The following is a 16,819-nucleotide window of genomic DNA, read 5'->3' on the forward strand; positions in this document are numbered from 1 at the left end:
TGTAATTTTCTGAAAATTTGATAAAATAAGTTTTAATCATTTTCAGGAGGAAGAGAATTTGACAAATTATCAGAATTTAGTGAATGGAAAATGGAAATTATCAGAGAACGAGATTACGATCTATTCTCCTATCAATCAAGAAAAACTAGGCACGGTACCAGCTATGAGTCAGGCTGAAGTAGATGAGGCTATGAAAGCTGCGCGTGCAGCTCTCCCTGCGTGGCGTGATTTAGCACCCGTTGAGCGTGCAGCCTATTTACATAAGACAGCAGATATTTTGGAACGTGATAAAGAAAAAATTGGTACAATTCTTGCCAAAGAGGTTGCAAAAGGGATTAAAGCAGCCATTGGAGAAGTAGTACGTACAGCAGATTTGATCCGTTTTGCTGCTGAGGAAGGTATCCGTATTACTGGACAAGCGATGGAAGGTGGCGGTTTTGAAGCTGCAAGTAAAAACAAACTAGCCGTTGTCCGTCGTGAGCCAGTTGGAGTTGTCTTAGCTATTGCGCCATTTAACTACCCAGTCAACCTTTCTGGATCCAAGATTGCTCCGGCTTTGATTGCAGGGAATGTTGTTATGTTTAAACCACCAACGCAAGGATCTATTTCTGGTCTCTTGCTAGCTAAAGCATTTGACGAAGCCGGAATTCCAGCAGGTGTCTTTAACACCATCACTGGACGTGGTTCTGAGATCGGAGACTACATCATCGAACACAAGGAAGTGAACTTCATTAACTTTACAGGTTCAACACCGATTGGTGAGCGTATCGGTCGTTTAGCTGGTATGCGCCCAGTTATGCTGGAGCTTGGCGGGAAAGATGCAGCAATCGTTTTAGAAGATGCAGATTTGGAAAATGCAGCCAATCAAATCGTAGGTGGTGCATTTAGCTACTCTGGTCAGCGCTGTACCGCTATCAAACGTGTCTTAGTTGTAGAAAGCGTAGCAGACAAGTTAGCCGAATTGCTCCAGGCTAAAGTCGCTAAGCTAACAGTCGGTGATCCATTTGACAATGCTGATATCACACCTGTTATTGACAATGCTTCAGCTGATTTCATCTGGGGATTGATTGAAGATGCTCAGGAAAAAGGCGCTAGGGCTCTTACACCAATCAAGCGTGAAGGCAATCTTCTATGGCCAGTGCTTTTTGACCAAGTTACAAAAGATATGAAAGTAGCATGGGAAGAGCCGTTTGGCCCTGTTCTACCAATTATCCGTGTCGCAGATGCGAATGAAGCAGTAGCAATTGCCAATGAATCTGAGTTTGGTCTTCAATCCTCTGTCTTTACAAATGACTTTAAGAAGGCATTTGAAATCGCTGAGAAACTTGAAGTGGGAACCGTTCATATTAATAATAAAACACAACGCGGACCAGATAATTTCCCATTCCTTGGTGTAAAAGGTTCTGGAGCAGGAGTGCAAGGAATTAAATATAGTATCGAAGCGATGACAAATGTTAAATCCATTGTATTTGATGTGAAATAATATATAAAATCGGGAAATCGATTTCCTGATTTTATTTTTTTCAAAAAAATACAGTTTAAAATTGTTAAAAAACGAATATTCTGGTATTATAATAAAAAAATATATGGAAATTGTTTCGTATTCTATTTTCGGGATATCTTTTTTAAAATGCTCGGTAATTTTTTGAAGACTTTCATAAAAAAATATGATTTTCTTCGTAAATTACTTGAAAGTTATCTTAAAAGAGTGTATAATAGAATCATAGAAAACGCTTACAAAAGAGAGGGGATCGAATGAATAATCAAGAAGCATTAAGAACCTTTACTACAGGTGAAAACTTTCACCTCCAGCATTATTTAGGAGCACATAGAGAGGAGAAAAACGGAGAAATTGGCTATACTTTTAGGGTTTGGGCACCAAATGCACAAGCAGTTCATCTAGTTGGGGATTTTACTAATTGGGTCGAGAATCAAATTCCTATGGTTCGTAATGAAGCAGGTGTTTGGGAAGTCTTTACTAGTCAGGCTCAGGAAGGTCAGATTTATAAATATCATATCACGCGTGCAAATGGTCACCAGATTATGAAGATTGATCCGTTGGCAGTTTATTTTGAAGCTAGACCGGGTACAGGAGCAGTTCTGACCAATATCCGTGAAAAGAAATGGAAAGATGGTCTTTGGCTAGCACGTCGCAAACGTTTGGGATTTTTCGAGAGACCAGTTAATATATACGAGGCCCATGCAGGATCTTGGAAGAGAAATCCAGACGGTAGTCCCTATACTTTTTCGCAACTGAAAGACGAGTTGATTCCATACTTAGTTGAGATGAACTATACACATATTGAGTTCATGCCTTTAATGGCTCACCCACTTGGCTTGAGCTGGGGCTATCAGCTTATGGGTTACTTTGCTTTTGAACATTCCTATGGCAGACCTGAGGAATTCCAAGATTTCGTTGAAGAGTGTCATATAAATAATATCGGTGTTATCGTAGACTGGGTGCCAGGCCATTTCACTATTAATGATGATGCATTAGCATATTATGACGGCACACCAACTTTTGAATACCAAGATCACAACAAGGCTCACAACTATGGATGGGGTGCGCTGAATTTTGACCTCGGGAAAAATGAGGTCCAGTCTTTCTTGATTTCAAGTATTAAATTTTGGATTGATTTTTACCACTTAGATGGTATTCGGGTCGATGCAGTGAGCAATATGCTTTACCTAGATTATGATAATGCTCCTTGGACTCCAAACAAAGACGGTGGAAACCTTAACTATGAAGGTTATTATTTCCTTCAACGTTTAAACACAGTGATTAAGTTAGCTCATCCAGATATCATGATGATTGCAGAAGAAAGTTCATCAGCAACAAAGATTACTGGCATGAAAGAAATGGGTGGTCTTGGCTTTGACTATAAATGGAATATGGGCTGGATGAACGATATTCTCCGTTTCTACGAGGAAGATCCAATTTATCGCAAGTATGATTTTAATCTTGTGACCTTCAGCTTTATGTATGTTTTCAATGAAAACTATCTCCTACCTTTCTCACATGATGAAGTGGTTCATGGCAAGAAGAGTATGATGCATAAGATGTGGGGAGATCGCTATAACCAATTTGCCGGTTTGCGCAATCTTTACACCTATCAAATTTGTCATCCAGGTAAGAAACTGTTGTTCATGGGTAGTGAGTACGGGCAATTCCTCGAGTGGAAGTCTGAGGAGCAGTTAGAATGGTCTAACTTGGAAGATCCAATGAATGCTAAGATGAAGTACTTCACTTCTCAACTCAATCAATTCTATAAAGAGCATCGCTGTCTTTGGGAAATTGATACTAGTTATGACGGCATTGAAATCATTGATGCGGATAATAGAGACCAGAGTGTTCTCTCCTTTATTCGTAAGGGAAAGAAGGACGAAATGTTAGTCTGTGTCTTTAATATGGCACCAGTTGAACGTAAAGACTTTACGATTGGGTTACCTGTTGCAGGTATTTACGAAGAAGTTTGGAATACAGAATTAGAAGAATGGGGAGGTGTGTGGAAAGAACACAACCAAACTGTTCAAACTCAAGAAGGATTATGGAAGGATTATAAGCAGACCTTGACTTTTACCCTGCCAGCTATGGGAGCAAGTATCTGGAAGATTAAACGTCGCTTGAAACCAACTAAAACTGTCACAAATAAAACCCAAAAAGGAGTAGAAAATGAAGAATGAAATGCTAGCTTTGATCCTTGCCGGTGGGCAAGGAACACGTCTCGGAAAACTCACTCAAAGCATTGCCAAACCGGCGGTGCAATTCGGTGGGCGCTACCGTATCATTGACTTTGCTCTTTCCAACTGTGCAAACTCTGGGATTCATAATGTTGGTGTTATTACGCAGTACCAACCTCTTGCTTTGAACAACCATATTGGGAATGGTTCTAGCTGGGGACTAGATGGTATTAACACAGGTGTTTCTATCCTTCAACCCTACTCTGCGAGTGAGGGAAACCGTTGGTTTGAAGGGACCAGTCACGCTATCTACCAAAATATCGACTACATTGATAGTATTAATCCTGAGTATGTTTTGATCCTTTCTGGTGACCATATCTACAAGATGGACTACGATGATATGCTCCAATCACATAAGGATAACAATGCCAGTCTGACTGTAGCTGTTCTAGACGTACCTCTAAAGGAAGCTAGCCGTTTTGGTATCATGAATACAGATGCCAATAACCGTATCGTTGAATTTGAAGAAAAACCAGCAGAACCTAAGTCTACAAAGGCTTCAATGGGGATTTATATTTTTGATTGGAAACGTCTCCGCAACATGCTAGTAGCTGCTGAAAAGAACAAGGTAGATATGTCAGACTTTGGTAAAAACGTTATTCCAAATTACCTTGAGTCTGGAGAAAGCGTCTATGCTTATGAATTCAAAGGCTACTGGAAAGACGTTGGTACTATCGAGTCTCTATGGGAAGCCAATATGGAATACATTGATCCAAACAACGCTTTGGATAGTCGTGATCGTCAGTGGAAAATCTACTCACGGAACTTGATTTCACCACCAAACTTTATTGGAAAACACGCTCATGTAGAAGATTCTTTAGTTGTGGATGGCTGTCTCGTGGATGGAACTGTTAAGCATTCCATTCTCTCAACAGAAGCGCAAGTACGTGAGGGTGCTGAAGTAGTAGACTCTGTAATCATGAGTGGTGCCATTATCGGAAAAGGTGCAAAAATTAAACGTGCCATTATTGGTGAGGGTGCTATTATTTCTGAAGGTGTCGAAATTGATGGAACAGACGAAGTACAAGTAGTAGGATACAATGAAGTAGTGGGGGTAGCATCAGATGAAGATTGATAAATATTCAGCCATTTTAGGAAACACAGTTGGTTTTCATGATATGTCAACGTTAACAGAACACCGTCCGGTGGCTAGCTTGCCATTTGGAGCAAAATATCGTTTAATTGATTTCCCTCTTTCTAGCCTTGCAAATGCCGGTGTTCGTAGTGTCTTTGGAATTTTCCAACAAGACAATATCAGTTCAGTCTTTGACCACATTCGTTCAGGACGTGAGTGGGGCTTATCTACCCTTCTCAGCCACTACTATCTAGGTATTTATAATACGAGTGTTGAAAGTAGCACAGTTGGGAAAGAATATTACCAACAGCTTCTCACTTATTTGAAACGTTCAGGATCAAATCAGACGGTTGCACTTAACTGTGATATCGTGGTGAATATTGACCTCAATCAAGTATTCCATTTACATACTACTGCCGGTCGTCCGATTACAGTTGTTTATAAGAAATTACCTAAAAAGGATATTTCAGATGTTAATGCCATCTTGGAAGTGGATGAAACAGACCATGTTCTTTCTCATAAACTTTTTGATGCCAAATCAACAGATGAACTTTTCAACATGTCTACAGATATATTCGTCGTTGATACTCCGTGGTTGATTGAACGACTTGAAGAAGAAGTTCAAAAAGAATATCCAGAAAAATTACGCTATGTACTCCGCGATTTAGCTGTAAAAGAAGGTGCTTTTGCTTACGAATACACGGGCTATCTAGCCAATATTCACTCCGTTCAATCCTACTATCAAGCCAATATTGATATGTTGGAGTCTCAAAAATTCTACTCTCTCTTCTCACCTAACCAAAAGATTTATACCAAGGTTAAGAATGAAGAACCAACCTACTATGCGAATACTTCAAAAGTAAGTACTTCTCAGTTTGCTTCTGGTAGTATCATTGAGGGTGAAGTAGTTCAGTCAGTCCTATCTCGTAACATTTATGTTCACAAAGATAGTGTGGTGAAAGACAGCATTTTATTCCCTCGTGTTGTGATTGGTCAGGGTGCCCAAGTTGAATATGCCATCCTAGACAAAGGAGTTGAAGTTGCGGACGGTGTTGTCATTCGAGGAACAGCAGAACATCCAGTTGTAGTTAAGAAGGGTGAAACAGTAACAGAGGACATTTACTCATGAAAATTTTATTTGTAGCGGCAGAAGGAGCACCCTTTTCAAAAACAGGTGGTTTGGGCGATGTCATTGGCGCACTTCCCAAATCACTTGTAAAAGCGGGGCACGAAGTTGCAGTTTTCTTGCCTTATTATGATATGGTAGAAGCTAAGTTTGGCGACCAGATAGAGGATGTTCTCCACTTTGAAGTTAGTGTAGGATGGCGTAGACAGTACTGTGGTGTTAAGAAAACGGTTTTGAATGGGGTTACCTTCTACTTTATTGATAATCAGTATTATTTCTTCCGTGGTCATGTGTACGGTGATTTTGACGACGGTGAACGCTTTGCCTTTTTCCAACTGGCTGCTCTTGAAGCCATGGAGCGCATTGGCTTTATCCCTGACCTTCTTCATGTTCATGATTACCACACAGCCATGATTCCCTTCTTGTTAAAAGAAAAGTACCATTGGATTCAGGCATATCAAGGGATCAGAACAGTTCTAACCATTCATAATTTGGAATTTCAAGGTCAATTTTCTGAAGGGATGTTATGGGATTTGTTCGGTGTGGGATTTGAACGCTATGCTGATGGGACCCTTCGCTGGAATGATTGCCTTAACTGGATGAAAGCAGGTATTCTCTACGCGGATCGTGTCACAACTGTTTCCCCTAGCTATGCGCATGAGATTATGACCAGTCAGTTTGGTTGCGGTTTGGATCAGATTCTTCGGATGGAGTCAGGTAAGGTTTCAGGTATTGTCAATGGTATTGACGCAGATCTTTATAATCCTCAAACAGACCCACTTTTAGACTATCATTTTGATAAGGAAGATTTGTCTGGAAAGGCGCAGAATAAGGCAAAATTGCAGGAGAGAGTCGGTCTACCAGTGCGAGCTGATGTTCCTCTAGTTGGGATTGTCTCTCGTTTGACGCGCCAAAAAGGTTTTGATGTTGTGGTAGAAAGTTTGCACCGTTTCTTACAGGAGGACGTTCAAATAGTCCTTTTAGGTACAGGAGATCCTGCTTTTGAACATTCCTTCTCCTGGTTTGCACAAGTCTATCCTGACAAACTATCAGCAAATATCACTTTTGACGTCAAGCTCGCTCAAGAAATATACGCAGCTTGTGATCTCTTCCTCATGCCAAGTCGTTTTGAACCATGTGGCTTGTCACAAATGATGGCGATGCGCTACGGAACACTACCATTGGTTCATGAAGTGGGTGGACTAAGAGATACAGTTCAATCCTTCAATCCGATCGAAGGAACTGGTACTGGATTTAGCTTCGACAATTTAACACCATACTGGCTTAACTGGAGTTTCCAAACAGCCTTGGATGTTTATAAGAACCAGCCAGACGTATGGAGAAATCTACAAAAACAAGCTATGGAATGTGATTTCTCATGGGATACAGCCTGCAAATCTTACCTGGACTTGTACCATAGTTTAGTCAACTAATAGATAAAATCGTATGATTCTTTCATACGATTTTTGGGCTGTTTAGAAAAGAGGAGAAGTGATGACTCAAGTAATGGGGCTCTGTGTCATGGATGTTGATGGCACCCTGATAGCAGAGGAAGTGATTGATCTTTTAGGAAGAGAAGCAGGTTGCGAAGCCGAAATTTCGCAAATTACAAGCCAGGCAATGCGAGGTGAACTGGATTTTAAAACAAGTTTAAGAGCAAGAGTGGCTTTGTTAAAAGGTCTTCCAATTTCGGTCTTTGATACTGTCTTCAAATCCATTCACCTGTCCAAGAATGCTCAAGAATTTATCTCCATTCTTCAAAAGAAGGGCATTCTAGTCGGTCTAGTGTCTGGTGGCTTTACACCAATAGTTGAGAGATTGGCAGAATCCCTTGGTATCTCCTATTTCTCTGCTAACCAGTTGGAAGTCAAAGACGGTTTTTTAACAGGAAAATTAGTTGGTGAAATTGTGACAGGTCAAGTAAAAAATGCTACTCTTGAGAAATGGAGAAAGGAATTAGAACTACCCAAAGAAAGAACGATTGCTATCGGTGATGGTGCCAATGACCTCTTGATGTTAAAGACAGCAGGCCACGGTATAGCCTTTTGTGCCAAAGAGGTCGTAAAAGCAGAGATAGCTTGTCATGTAGATACGAGGGATTTTTTGGAAGTTCTTCCTTTGATTGATTTCTTAGAATGAGAGGGAACTATGAAAATTGTAATCGCACCTGATTCTTTTAAAGAAAGTTTGACAGCAGAAGAGGTCGCTCAAGCTATAAAAAAAGGCTTCGAACAGTCAATATCGGATGTAGAATGTCTGCTCTGTCCTGTTGGTGATGGTGGGGAAGGAACTGTAGATGCTATTCGCCATTCTCTTGAACTCGAAGAAAAATGGCAAGAGGTGACGGGGCCTTTTGGGCTAAAAGAATCAATGCGCTACTTTCAAAAAGATCAAATAGCGCTCTTCGAAGTTGCTGACTTGGTTGGTCTTGGGAAGATTCCGCGGGAGAAACGAAATCCCCTTCACATTCAAACTCGAGGTAGTGGAGAGTTGATTCGCCATCTCATTGATCTTGGAATGAAAGAAATCTATATTGGCGTTGGTGGTACGGCTAGTAATGACGGTGGGATAGGCATTGCTGCTAGTTTAGGTTATCGTTTTTATGATAAGAATGGAAAAGAATTACCAGCTTGCGGTCAGACTTTGCTTGAATTCGAGTCAGTTTCAAATAGCAAGTTGTATAGGATTCCTGAAGATGTAAAAATTCGCATTTTAGCAGATGTCGTGAGCCCTTTATGTGGTCATCAAGGAGCAACCTATACATTTGGAAAACAAAAGGGCTTGGATCCTGCTTTGTTTGAGACGGTAGATCTGGCTATACAGCGGTTCTATGAAAAATTTTCACCATCAACCCTGTCTCTGAAGGGAGCAGGAGCTGGTGGTGGGATTGCTGCTGGGCTATGTGCTTTTGCTGAGGCCTGTATCGTATCTGGGATTGATACTTGCTTGGATTTGATAGACTTTGACAAGAAAGTTGCAGGTGCCGACTTGGTTATCGTTGGAGAAGGCAGACTGGACAGTCAAAGCTTTGTTGGAAAGGCTCCTATCGGTGTAGCAAAAAGAACTCCTGAAGGAGTTCCAGTTATCGCTATTTGTGGTAGTCTTTCCGAGGATTTACCTTCCCTACCATTCGAAAATATACAAGCAGCCTTTTCTATTTTAGAGAAAAGTGAACCTTTGGAAGACAGTTTGAAAAATGCAAGTCTCTATTTGGAGCACACAGCTACTAATATTGGCCGTTTATTAAATTTGAGGAAGGATTAACCAAACCATTTTTTCCAGATGGATTTTTTAGGTGCCTCTGCCTTTTTCTCCTCCCAGAGGTTTGAGAAAGCAAGTCTGAGGTCCTTTTCGTCTACTTGAACAGGTTCGTTCGTGTGAATGACAAGGCCGAAAGGAGAGGTGATATGATCATCTGAAACAATAGTCGCCTGGCAGTTGCTTTCCTTTGCTTGTTTTAAGTAAAAGACTTGTTTGTCAAACTCGATATTTGGTGAGATTTTCACAAAAAGTTCCTCTACCTTTTCTTGAAAACCATCTAAAATAGAGAAAAATCCATGTTCTAATTCAGGACTATTGGCAGTATTGATATCAGCGTAGCCAAGAACTCTTTCCTCGAAAGTACCGAGGAAGCGGCGCTGTTCATCTGGGTTTAATTTCGGACCACCATGAGCTTTTTCTAGTAGTTGTTTTGATAAATCTGTCATAAAAACAGTATATCACAAAAATCGCATGAAAACAGACAAAAGAAAGCGATTACTTTATAAAGTTAAGGAAAATTTGCACAAAGATAACGTTTTTTCTTGAAAAACGCTTATTTTTAAGGTATCATAGAGGTGTAAAAAATTTAACTCAAAGGAGAGTAAAAAATGTCAATTATTACTGATGTTTACGCTCGCGAAGTCCTAGACTCACGCGGTAACCCAACACTTGAGGTAGAAGTTTATACTGAATCAGGTGCTTTCGGACGTGGTATGGTTCCATCAGGAGCTTCTACTGGTGAACACGAAGCAGTTGAACTTCGCGACGGTGACAAATCTCGTTACGGTGGTCTTGGTACACAAAAAGCTGTTGACAACGTAAACAACATCATCGCTGAAGCTATCATCGGCTACGATGTACGTGACCAACAAGCTATCGACCGTGCTATGATCGCACTTGACGGTACTCCTAACAAAGGTAAATTGGGTGCAAACGCAATTCTTGGTGTGTCTATCGCTGTAGCTCGTGCTGCTGCTGACTACCTTGAAATCCCACTTTACAGCTACCTTGGTGGATTCAACACTAAAGTTCTTCCAACTCCAATGATGAACATCATCAACGGTGGTTCTCACTCTGACGCTCCAATCGCTTTCCAAGAATTCATGATCGTACCTGCTGGTGCACCTACATTCAAAGAAGCTCTTCGTTGGGGTGCTGAAATCTTCCACGCTCTTAAGAAAATCCTTAAATCACGTGGTTTGGAAACAGCCGTAGGTGACGAAGGTGGATTCGCTCCTCGTTTCGAAGGAACTGAAGACGGTGTCGAAACTATCCTTGCTGCAATCGAAGCTGCTGGATATGTTCCTGGTAAAGATGTATTTATCGGATTTGACTGTGCTTCATCAGAATTCTATGATGAAGAACGTAAAGTTTACGACTACACTAAATTTGAAGGTGAAGGCGCTGCTGTACGTACTGCTGCAGAACAAATCGACTACCTTGAAGAATTGGTAAACAAATACCCAATCATCACTATCGAAGATGGTATGGATGAAAACGACTGGGACGGTTGGAAAGCTCTTACTGAACGTCTTGGTGGTAAAGTTCAATTGGTTGGTGACGACTTCTTCGTAACAAACACTTCTTACCTTGAAAAAGGTATTGCAGAAGGCGCTGCTAACTCAATCCTTATCAAAGTTAACCAAATCGGTACTCTTACTGAAACATTCGACGCTATCGAAATGGCAAAAGAAGCTGGTTATACTGCTGTTGTATCACACCGTTCAGGTGAAACTGAAGATTCAACAATCGCTGACATCGCAGTTGCAACTAACGCAGGACAAATCAAGACTGGTTCACTTTCACGTACAGACCGTATCGCTAAATACAACCAATTGCTTCGTATCGAAGACCAACTTGGTGAAGTAGCTGAATACCGTGGATTGAAATCATTCTACAACTTGAAAAAATAAAATAGTTCAGTGAACTATTTTATCCCGAACCTTGAAATTCAAAAGTTCGGTCGTTGATCTAACAACCTTTTAAGCCCCTCGGATTTTATCCGAAGGGCTTTTTGTATATAAAGGCAAAAAATAGAAAATAGTTTATGGTATAATAGACAAAAACACTTGTATTAGGAAGAAATTATGTCTAAAGAGATTGATATTAAATATTACCACCAACTAGCCTTGCAAAAGCAGAAGGAGCACCGCAAAGTTTTAGCCAATCTAAAGAAAAAACCTCCTAAAAACTTAGATAAAATTGCCCAGCAGATTCACCAAGAAGTTTTTGCTGAGATTGATTGTACTGCCTGCGCTAACTGTTGTAAGACATTGGGGCCTGATTTTAAAGAAGCAGATATTACCCGTATCGCCAAATACTTTAAGATGAAATTACCGGCTTTTGAAGCGGAATTCCTTCAGGTGGATGAAGATGGGGATAAAGTTTTCAAATCCATGCCCTGCCCCTTTCTAGGAGGAGACAATCTCTGCTCAATCTACGACGTTCGTCCCAAGGCCTGTCGTGAATTTCCCCATACAGACCGGAAAAAGATCCATCAAATTAATCATTTGACGATTAAGAATACCTTGACCTGCCCAGCAGCCTATCTCTTTGTTGAGAAATTAAAAGATAAGTTATAAGAATTTGAACCTTTAAATCTTGTACAAAGATTCTAGGTTGGAAGTATCTTATATTTGTTAGAATATAGATAGAATTGAACACAGCCTAAAAGCTATGCGAAAAAGAAAAAATTACCTAGAATCAGAAGCACCAGCGTTAATTTTCCTATTTTCACTTTACTTTTAACGTCCTTTGTATCTTGTGGAGGTATAAAAAAGAATATGATGCATCAATTCAATCGAACCATGGATTATTTGGAGCAGCAGCTGACTGGAGAAGTGGATATGAAAAGATTTCAGCAACTATCGGGCTATTCTTACCCTCTCTTTAGCAGGCTATTTTCCATCCTGGCAGATATGACATTAGCAGAATACTTGCGTAATCGCAGGCTGTCAGAGGCTGTGACAGACTTGCGGGAAGGCTCTGAGAAAGTCATTGACATAGCTATGAAATACGGCTATGACTCTGCGGATGCTTTCAGCGCAGCCTTCAAGAAATTCCATGGTGCGACTCCCTCAGAAGTTCGAAATGGAAAACCTTATCGGGTCTTTCCTAGACTTCAATTATCCTTAAAGATTACAGGAGGAAAGAACATGGATATCAAAATTCGAAAGAAACCTGCTTTTACCGTGGCAGGCGTCCTATTGGAAGCTATTGACAATAGCAAATGCCCGTCTGCTTGGGAGCAGCTTTATGCAAATCACAGCATTGAAAATCTAGAAAGTCTGGGTAGTGGCCAATCCTTTGGTCTCTGCTCCGATGTCAAAGAAGGCGAAATCATCAACTATATGGCTGCTTATGATGTGACGGATAAAGTCAAAGCAGAAGAGCTAGGTCTATCAATCAAAGATATCCCAGTGGCTGAATATGCTATCGTACCAGTCAAAGGTTCAGTACCAGCTAGCATTCACAATGCTTGGAAATATGTCTTGGAGGTCTTTTTCCCTGAAACAGGATATCGTCATTCAGGTGCACCAGACTTTGAAGTCTATACCGAAGGAGATATGTCGTCACCTGACTATCAAATGGAACTCTGGATTCCGGTGATTAAGAACTAGATCATTTTATGATTTTTTATAAAGATGCAAATCGAACTCTGTAGAAGATAGCTTTTACAGAGCTTTTTATTGTGGAAATTCATGTCTATAAATCAAACATACCATAATTTTTGTTTGGATTTTATGGGGCATGCGAATAGTTTTCTCGGTATAATAGTCCCATAGAAGATAAGGAGGCATGAATATGCAGATGTATTTTGGAGATGTGTCGCTTTGCTATAGCTATTCATTAGCAATGGCGCTGGATGCCTATGGTTATGACTTTAAAGCAGACTTTTTAGAGGCAATCATGGTGATGGGAAATGGCGCTAGTATCGTAAAGGAAGATGACCAGCACCCTCTAGTATTCTTTGATAACGGAATGCCAGATCTTTCTATCTCCCATTCCTTAAAAATACTAGGGTTTGACTATGAGGATTTCTATCTAAAAGATGGAGCAGAAGTTAATTTGGAAGAGATTAAAAGAAAGTTGGAAACCTTTCTGTCCAATGGACCTGTCGTACTGGGACCTCTTGATATGGGGCATTTAACTTACAATCCCAATCACACAATCCTTTATGGTGTGGATCACTTTGTAACTGTGTATGCTCTTGATGGTCAGTATCTCTATTTGCATGATCCAGCTGGTTTTGCCTGTATGAAGGTTGCTTTTAACGACATTTTAGAAGCTTGGAAGGCGGAGGCTATTGACTATAAGCGTGGAGCTTATTTCATGTGGGGAAACTTTAAGAAGGTCAAGAGTCCTAGTCGGACTGAAATCTATCAGGAAACAGCAAGGATTATGAGAAACCGATATCTGAATGGTAAAAGTGGTGTTTTGGAATGTTATGCAAAAGCAGTTGCTGAAAACGGCTTAAATACGGAGCAAAAACAATTGCATCAGTATTTCAGCTTTAAACTTGCTGCTGTTCGAAATCTCTATCTCAGTAAATTCTTAAAAGACCATGATCCCGAAGGGGCAAGATTAAAAGAAGAATTGGTTACTCTATTTGGCCAGGCCCACCTTTCATGTTTAAAAGAAGATTACCAAGAACTAGCCCACTTGCTCTATCAGATAGCTGAAGTGGATGGTCGCTTTAGAGATTTATATGTAAACTAGTGACTATAAGCATAAAATAACTAGTTAGTAAAAGCAGTTTTTCGTAAAATGAAGAACTGCTTTTTGATTATGGTATAATGAAGTAAGAAAATAGCTTATTCTACTTAAAAATGAAGGGAGAACTCCTATGCCTAGACCAAGAACAAAAGAGGAGCTAGTGCTAGCCTCTAAGGAAAACTATGAAAAACTTAATCTCCTAATTTCTCAGCTAAGTGAAGAGGAGCTACAGACTCCTTTTGATTTTTCAAAAGACCAAAAGAAAAAAGAAGCTCATTGGAAAAGAGATAAAAATCTGCGGGATGTCCTGATCCATCTCTATGAATGGCATCAGTTACTTTTAACCTGGATACATTCTAATCAAAAGGGTCATGAAAAACCTTTTCTCCCTGAACCTTATAATTGGAAAACTTATGGGGAAATGAATGTCGCTTTTTGGAAGAAGCACCAGAGAACGTCCTTAGAAGAAGCGACCAAACTCCTCAATCAATCGCATAAAGAGGTTTTAGAGTTGATGGAAGGCTTCAGCAATGACCAACTCTTTAACAAAGGTGTCTATAAGTGGACGGGAGGGACAAGTCTAGGTTCCTACTTTGTCAGTAGCACCTCCAGTCACTATGATTGGGCTCTGAAAAAACTTAAAGCTCATCAGAAAAATTGTAAGAATAGCTAGTTGAAGTGAGTATGAAGTTTAGAAAAAGGTCTTCTAACCTTCGAATAGCTCAGTTATCTTCATTTTTGAGTTCTTCTAGCTTTAGGATCCTTCAAAAATTAAAATTTAAGGCTATCATAGACTTAGAATAGTATTAAAACATTTATTTTAATGTAATTCTAAACTTAGAATTACAATGATATTAAAGGAATTGGACTGTTCGATTCTTAGAATGCCTTGATTCTGAGAAATGTTAACTAGAAAATCCTTCGAATGATTTTTTTCTGATATGGGATGATAGATAAATGGGGGAGTTAATGAACATACAAAAAGAGAAAGTTAGAAAAGAGTTGATGTCCCTCTGTTTGGGAGAGTTCACAGCCGTCCTATCCTTTTGGTTTTGTTTTTTTCTTTTGAAAAATCGGCTTGGTGATGTGAATAGTCTAGTAACTATTCTCTATCCTCTGTCTTTACTGACATTTATTTTGCTTCAAGGTTCAATCTATTGGGCGATTTTGATTAGAAGACTCTCGAAACCTCAGTTCGGAAGCGCTAGTGTCCCCAAACTATATGGTGGTTTCAGAATACTAGACCTTGTTTTGCTTATTTCAGGCTTTCCTTTTATAGTCTGGAATACACAGAGTTTCCAAGTGGGTATTATAGCAGTGCTAATACAGCTTTTTGCCCTTATCGAATGGGTAAATTATTTCCTCCTACGCCTATCTTATAGTTTGAACCCTATTGTTTTATGGAAACGAATTACCAAGGGAAAACTTGAAAAGAGCAGAATAGCCAAGGAGTTGGGGTAAGGGGTAATAAAGAGGTTACCCATTCGTTTTTGTAATATGCTATAATAAATCTATCAATTATTTTAACAACTACTTTAAGTGAGGTAAGTATGCAAATTAACTATAAGAAGACAGAAATCAGATATTGTTATATCTAAACCGTCAGCCATTGAAGTTGAAAAATACTTAAAATCGTGGAAAAATCTTAAAAATTATCAGTTGCAAGAAGATGCTTTAGATAAATTGTTTTTTGAGCTATTACCAAGTAACGAAGAAATTTCTGATATCTTATTAAAGGTTGCTACATTAAATGATTTTTATAGCACAAATATTTTTTCAGTTTATCCAGTTGCAGAGCATATACTGAGTCTTAGAATTGATGAGAGGTTGAAACAAGGTGATGAAACTTTAGTCAATGAAATTCAAAATGTTACTATTAATGGAGTCACTAGAAAGTTTTATTCTTTTTCTACCAAATACTGTTCTCATCATAACCCTAACGAATACCCTATTTATGATAGCTATGTAGAAAAGGTATTAAAATATTTTAGAAAAACAGATAAATTTTTTAACTTTAAGAATGCAGACCTAAAAGATTATCAAAAATTTAAAAATATAATTATTGCTTTTAGAGAATACTATGGATTAGAAGAATTTAATCTTAAAGAGATTAATCAGTATTTATGGCAGTTGGGAAAAGAATATTTCCCTAATAAATACTAGTAACTTGTTCTCACATAGAAAGGAAAACTTCAAATTGCCCTACAAATTTTTACTCTTCGACCTTGACCACACCTTGCTTGATTTTGATGTTGCTGAGGATGTGGCTTTGACGCAACTTCTAAAGGAAGAAGGAGTTGCGGACATTCAAGCCTATAAAGACTATTACGTTCCTATGAACAAGGATCTCTGGAAGGACTTGGAGCAAAAGAAAATTAGTAAACAAGAGCTGGTCAACACGCGCTTTTCTCGTTTATTTGCTCATTTTGGACTGGAGAAAGACGGTACTTTACTTGCTCAGCGTTACCAGTTTTTTTTAGCCCAGCAAGGACAAACTCTTTCGGGAGCTCATGAACTTTTGGACAGTCTCATTGAGCGAGATTATGAACTGTACGCTGCGACAAATGGCATTACTGCTATTCAGACAGGTCGTTTGGCTCAATCAGGTCTGGCTCCCTATTTCAACCAAGTCTTTATCTCCGAGCAATTACAAACACAAAAGCCTGACGCACTATTCTATGAAAAAATTGCTCATCAGATTGCTGGATTTGATAAAGAAAAGGCCCTGATGATTGGAGATTCCTTAACGGCTGATATTCAAGGTGGCAATAATGCTGGTATCGATACTATCTGGTACAACCCTCATCATCTGGAAAATAAGACACACGCCCAGCCGACTTATGAAGTCCATTCCTACCAAGACTTGCTGGATTGTTTAGATAAACTGTAAAAAGTGGTTT

Annotated in this window: 15 protein-coding genes and 1 pseudogene; 15 read left to right on the forward strand and 1 reads right to left on the reverse strand. The window is 39.5% G+C overall.

All coding sequences use genetic code 11. The features are described 5' to 3' along the window. Window positions 1-58 precede the first annotated feature (58 nt). From B7725_RS05875 to B7725_RS05905, 7 genes are all read left to right on the forward strand, one after another. A complete protein-coding gene (locus B7725_RS05875) occupies window positions 59-1,483 on the forward strand; it encodes an NADP-dependent glyceraldehyde-3-phosphate dehydrogenase (RefSeq protein ID WP_000186345.1) in 1,425 nt (474 codons plus the stop codon). Between the two features lie 272 nt (window positions 1,484-1,755). Further along, complete coding sequence (gene glgB / locus B7725_RS05880) at window positions 1,756-3,684, forward strand: 1,4-alpha-glucan branching protein GlgB (RefSeq protein ID WP_084875100.1); 1,929 nt, start codon at window positions 1,756-1,758, stop codon at window positions 3,682-3,684. Next, the gene (locus tag B7725_RS05885) at window positions 3,674-4,816 is read left to right on the forward strand and encodes a glucose-1-phosphate adenylyltransferase (RefSeq protein WP_084875102.1); all 1,143 of its coding nucleotides are present in this window, start codon (window positions 3,674-3,676) and stop codon (window positions 4,814-4,816) included. The genes glgB and B7725_RS05885 overlap by 11 nt, the downstream gene beginning before the upstream one ends. Continuing rightward, window positions 4,806-5,945 carry a glucose-1-phosphate adenylyltransferase subunit GlgD gene (glgD, locus tag B7725_RS05890; protein ID WP_000687044.1) on the forward strand — a complete coding sequence of 380 codons (1,140 nt, stop codon included), beginning with the start codon at window positions 4,806-4,808 and terminating at the stop codon, window positions 5,943-5,945. Before B7725_RS05885 ends, glgD begins: the two co-directional genes overlap by 11 nt. Beyond that, window positions 5,942-7,375, forward strand: coding sequence for a glycogen synthase GlgA (glgA, locus tag B7725_RS05895; RefSeq protein ID WP_084875104.1), 1,434 nt, complete (start codon window positions 5,942-5,944; stop codon window positions 7,373-7,375). The genes glgD and glgA overlap by 4 nt, the downstream gene beginning before the upstream one ends. A gap of 61 nt (window positions 7,376-7,436) precedes the next feature. Beyond that, complete coding sequence (gene serB / locus B7725_RS05900) at window positions 7,437-8,081, forward strand: phosphoserine phosphatase SerB (RefSeq protein WP_000195502.1); 645 nt, start codon at window positions 7,437-7,439, stop codon at window positions 8,079-8,081. Window positions 8,082-8,090: 9 nt separating this feature from the next. Beyond that, window positions 8,091-9,206: a glycerate kinase gene (locus B7725_RS05905; protein WP_084875106.1), complete on the forward strand. Its 1,116-nt coding sequence runs from the start codon at window positions 8,091-8,093 to the stop codon at window positions 9,204-9,206. Here B7725_RS05905 and B7725_RS05910 read toward each other — a convergent pair. Beyond that, window positions 9,203-9,649: a DUF1694 domain-containing protein gene (locus B7725_RS05910; RefSeq protein ID WP_084875107.1), complete on the reverse strand. Its 447-nt coding sequence runs from the start codon at window positions 9,647-9,649 to the stop codon at window positions 9,203-9,205. The two genes, B7725_RS05905 and B7725_RS05910, sit on opposite strands and share 4 nt — an antisense overlap. A 162-nt stretch (window positions 9,650-9,811) precedes the next feature. On the opposite strand from B7725_RS05910, the gene eno reads away from it, so the two are divergent. The 8 genes and pseudogenes from eno to pynA all read left to right on the forward strand — a co-directional run bounded on the left by eno (window position 9,812) and on the right by pynA (window position 16,809). Further along, window positions 9,812-11,116 (forward strand): surface-displayed alpha-enolase, encoded by a 1,305-nt coding sequence (eno, locus tag B7725_RS05915; RefSeq protein ID WP_000022823.1) that lies wholly within the window; start codon window positions 9,812-9,814, stop codon window positions 11,114-11,116. A 174-nt stretch (window positions 11,117-11,290) separates the two neighbouring features. After that, complete coding sequence (locus B7725_RS05920) at window positions 11,291-11,785, forward strand: YkgJ family cysteine cluster protein (RefSeq protein ID WP_084875109.1); 495 nt, start codon at window positions 11,291-11,293, stop codon at window positions 11,783-11,785. Between the two features lie 201 nt (window positions 11,786-11,986). Continuing rightward, window positions 11,987-12,823 carry an AraC family transcriptional regulator gene (locus B7725_RS05925; RefSeq protein WP_084875111.1) on the forward strand — a complete coding sequence of 279 codons (837 nt, stop codon included), beginning with the start codon at window positions 11,987-11,989 and terminating at the stop codon, window positions 12,821-12,823. 184 nt (window positions 12,824-13,007) lie between these two features. Continuing rightward, entirely contained in the window at window positions 13,008-13,922 is a 915-nt protein-coding gene (locus B7725_RS05930; RefSeq protein WP_084875113.1) for a peptidase, read from the forward strand. 127 nt (window positions 13,923-14,049) lie between these two features. Next, entirely contained in the window at window positions 14,050-14,592 is a 543-nt protein-coding gene (locus B7725_RS05935; RefSeq protein ID WP_084875115.1) for a ClbS/DfsB family four-helix bundle protein, read from the forward strand. Window positions 14,593-14,876: 284 nt separating this feature from the next. After that, window positions 14,877-15,380, forward strand: coding sequence for a hypothetical protein (locus B7725_RS10115; RefSeq protein ID WP_084875116.1), 504 nt, complete (start codon window positions 14,877-14,879; stop codon window positions 15,378-15,380). An 89-nt stretch (window positions 15,381-15,469) separates the two neighbouring features. Beyond that, window positions 15,470-16,082: pseudogene (locus tag B7725_RS05945) on the forward strand (hypothetical protein). A 34-nt stretch (window positions 16,083-16,116) separates the two neighbouring features. Then, complete coding sequence (pynA, locus tag B7725_RS05950) at window positions 16,117-16,809, forward strand: pyrimidine 5'-nucleotidase PynA (RefSeq protein WP_084875120.1); 693 nt, start codon at window positions 16,117-16,119, stop codon at window positions 16,807-16,809. The last annotated feature ends 10 nt before the right edge of the window (window positions 16,810-16,819 follow it).

The sequence above is a fragment of the Streptococcus oralis subsp. tigurinus genome (genome assembly GCF_002096275.1).
GTDB classification, from domain to species: Bacteria; Bacillota; Bacilli; order Lactobacillales; family Streptococcaceae; genus Streptococcus; species Streptococcus oralis_CN.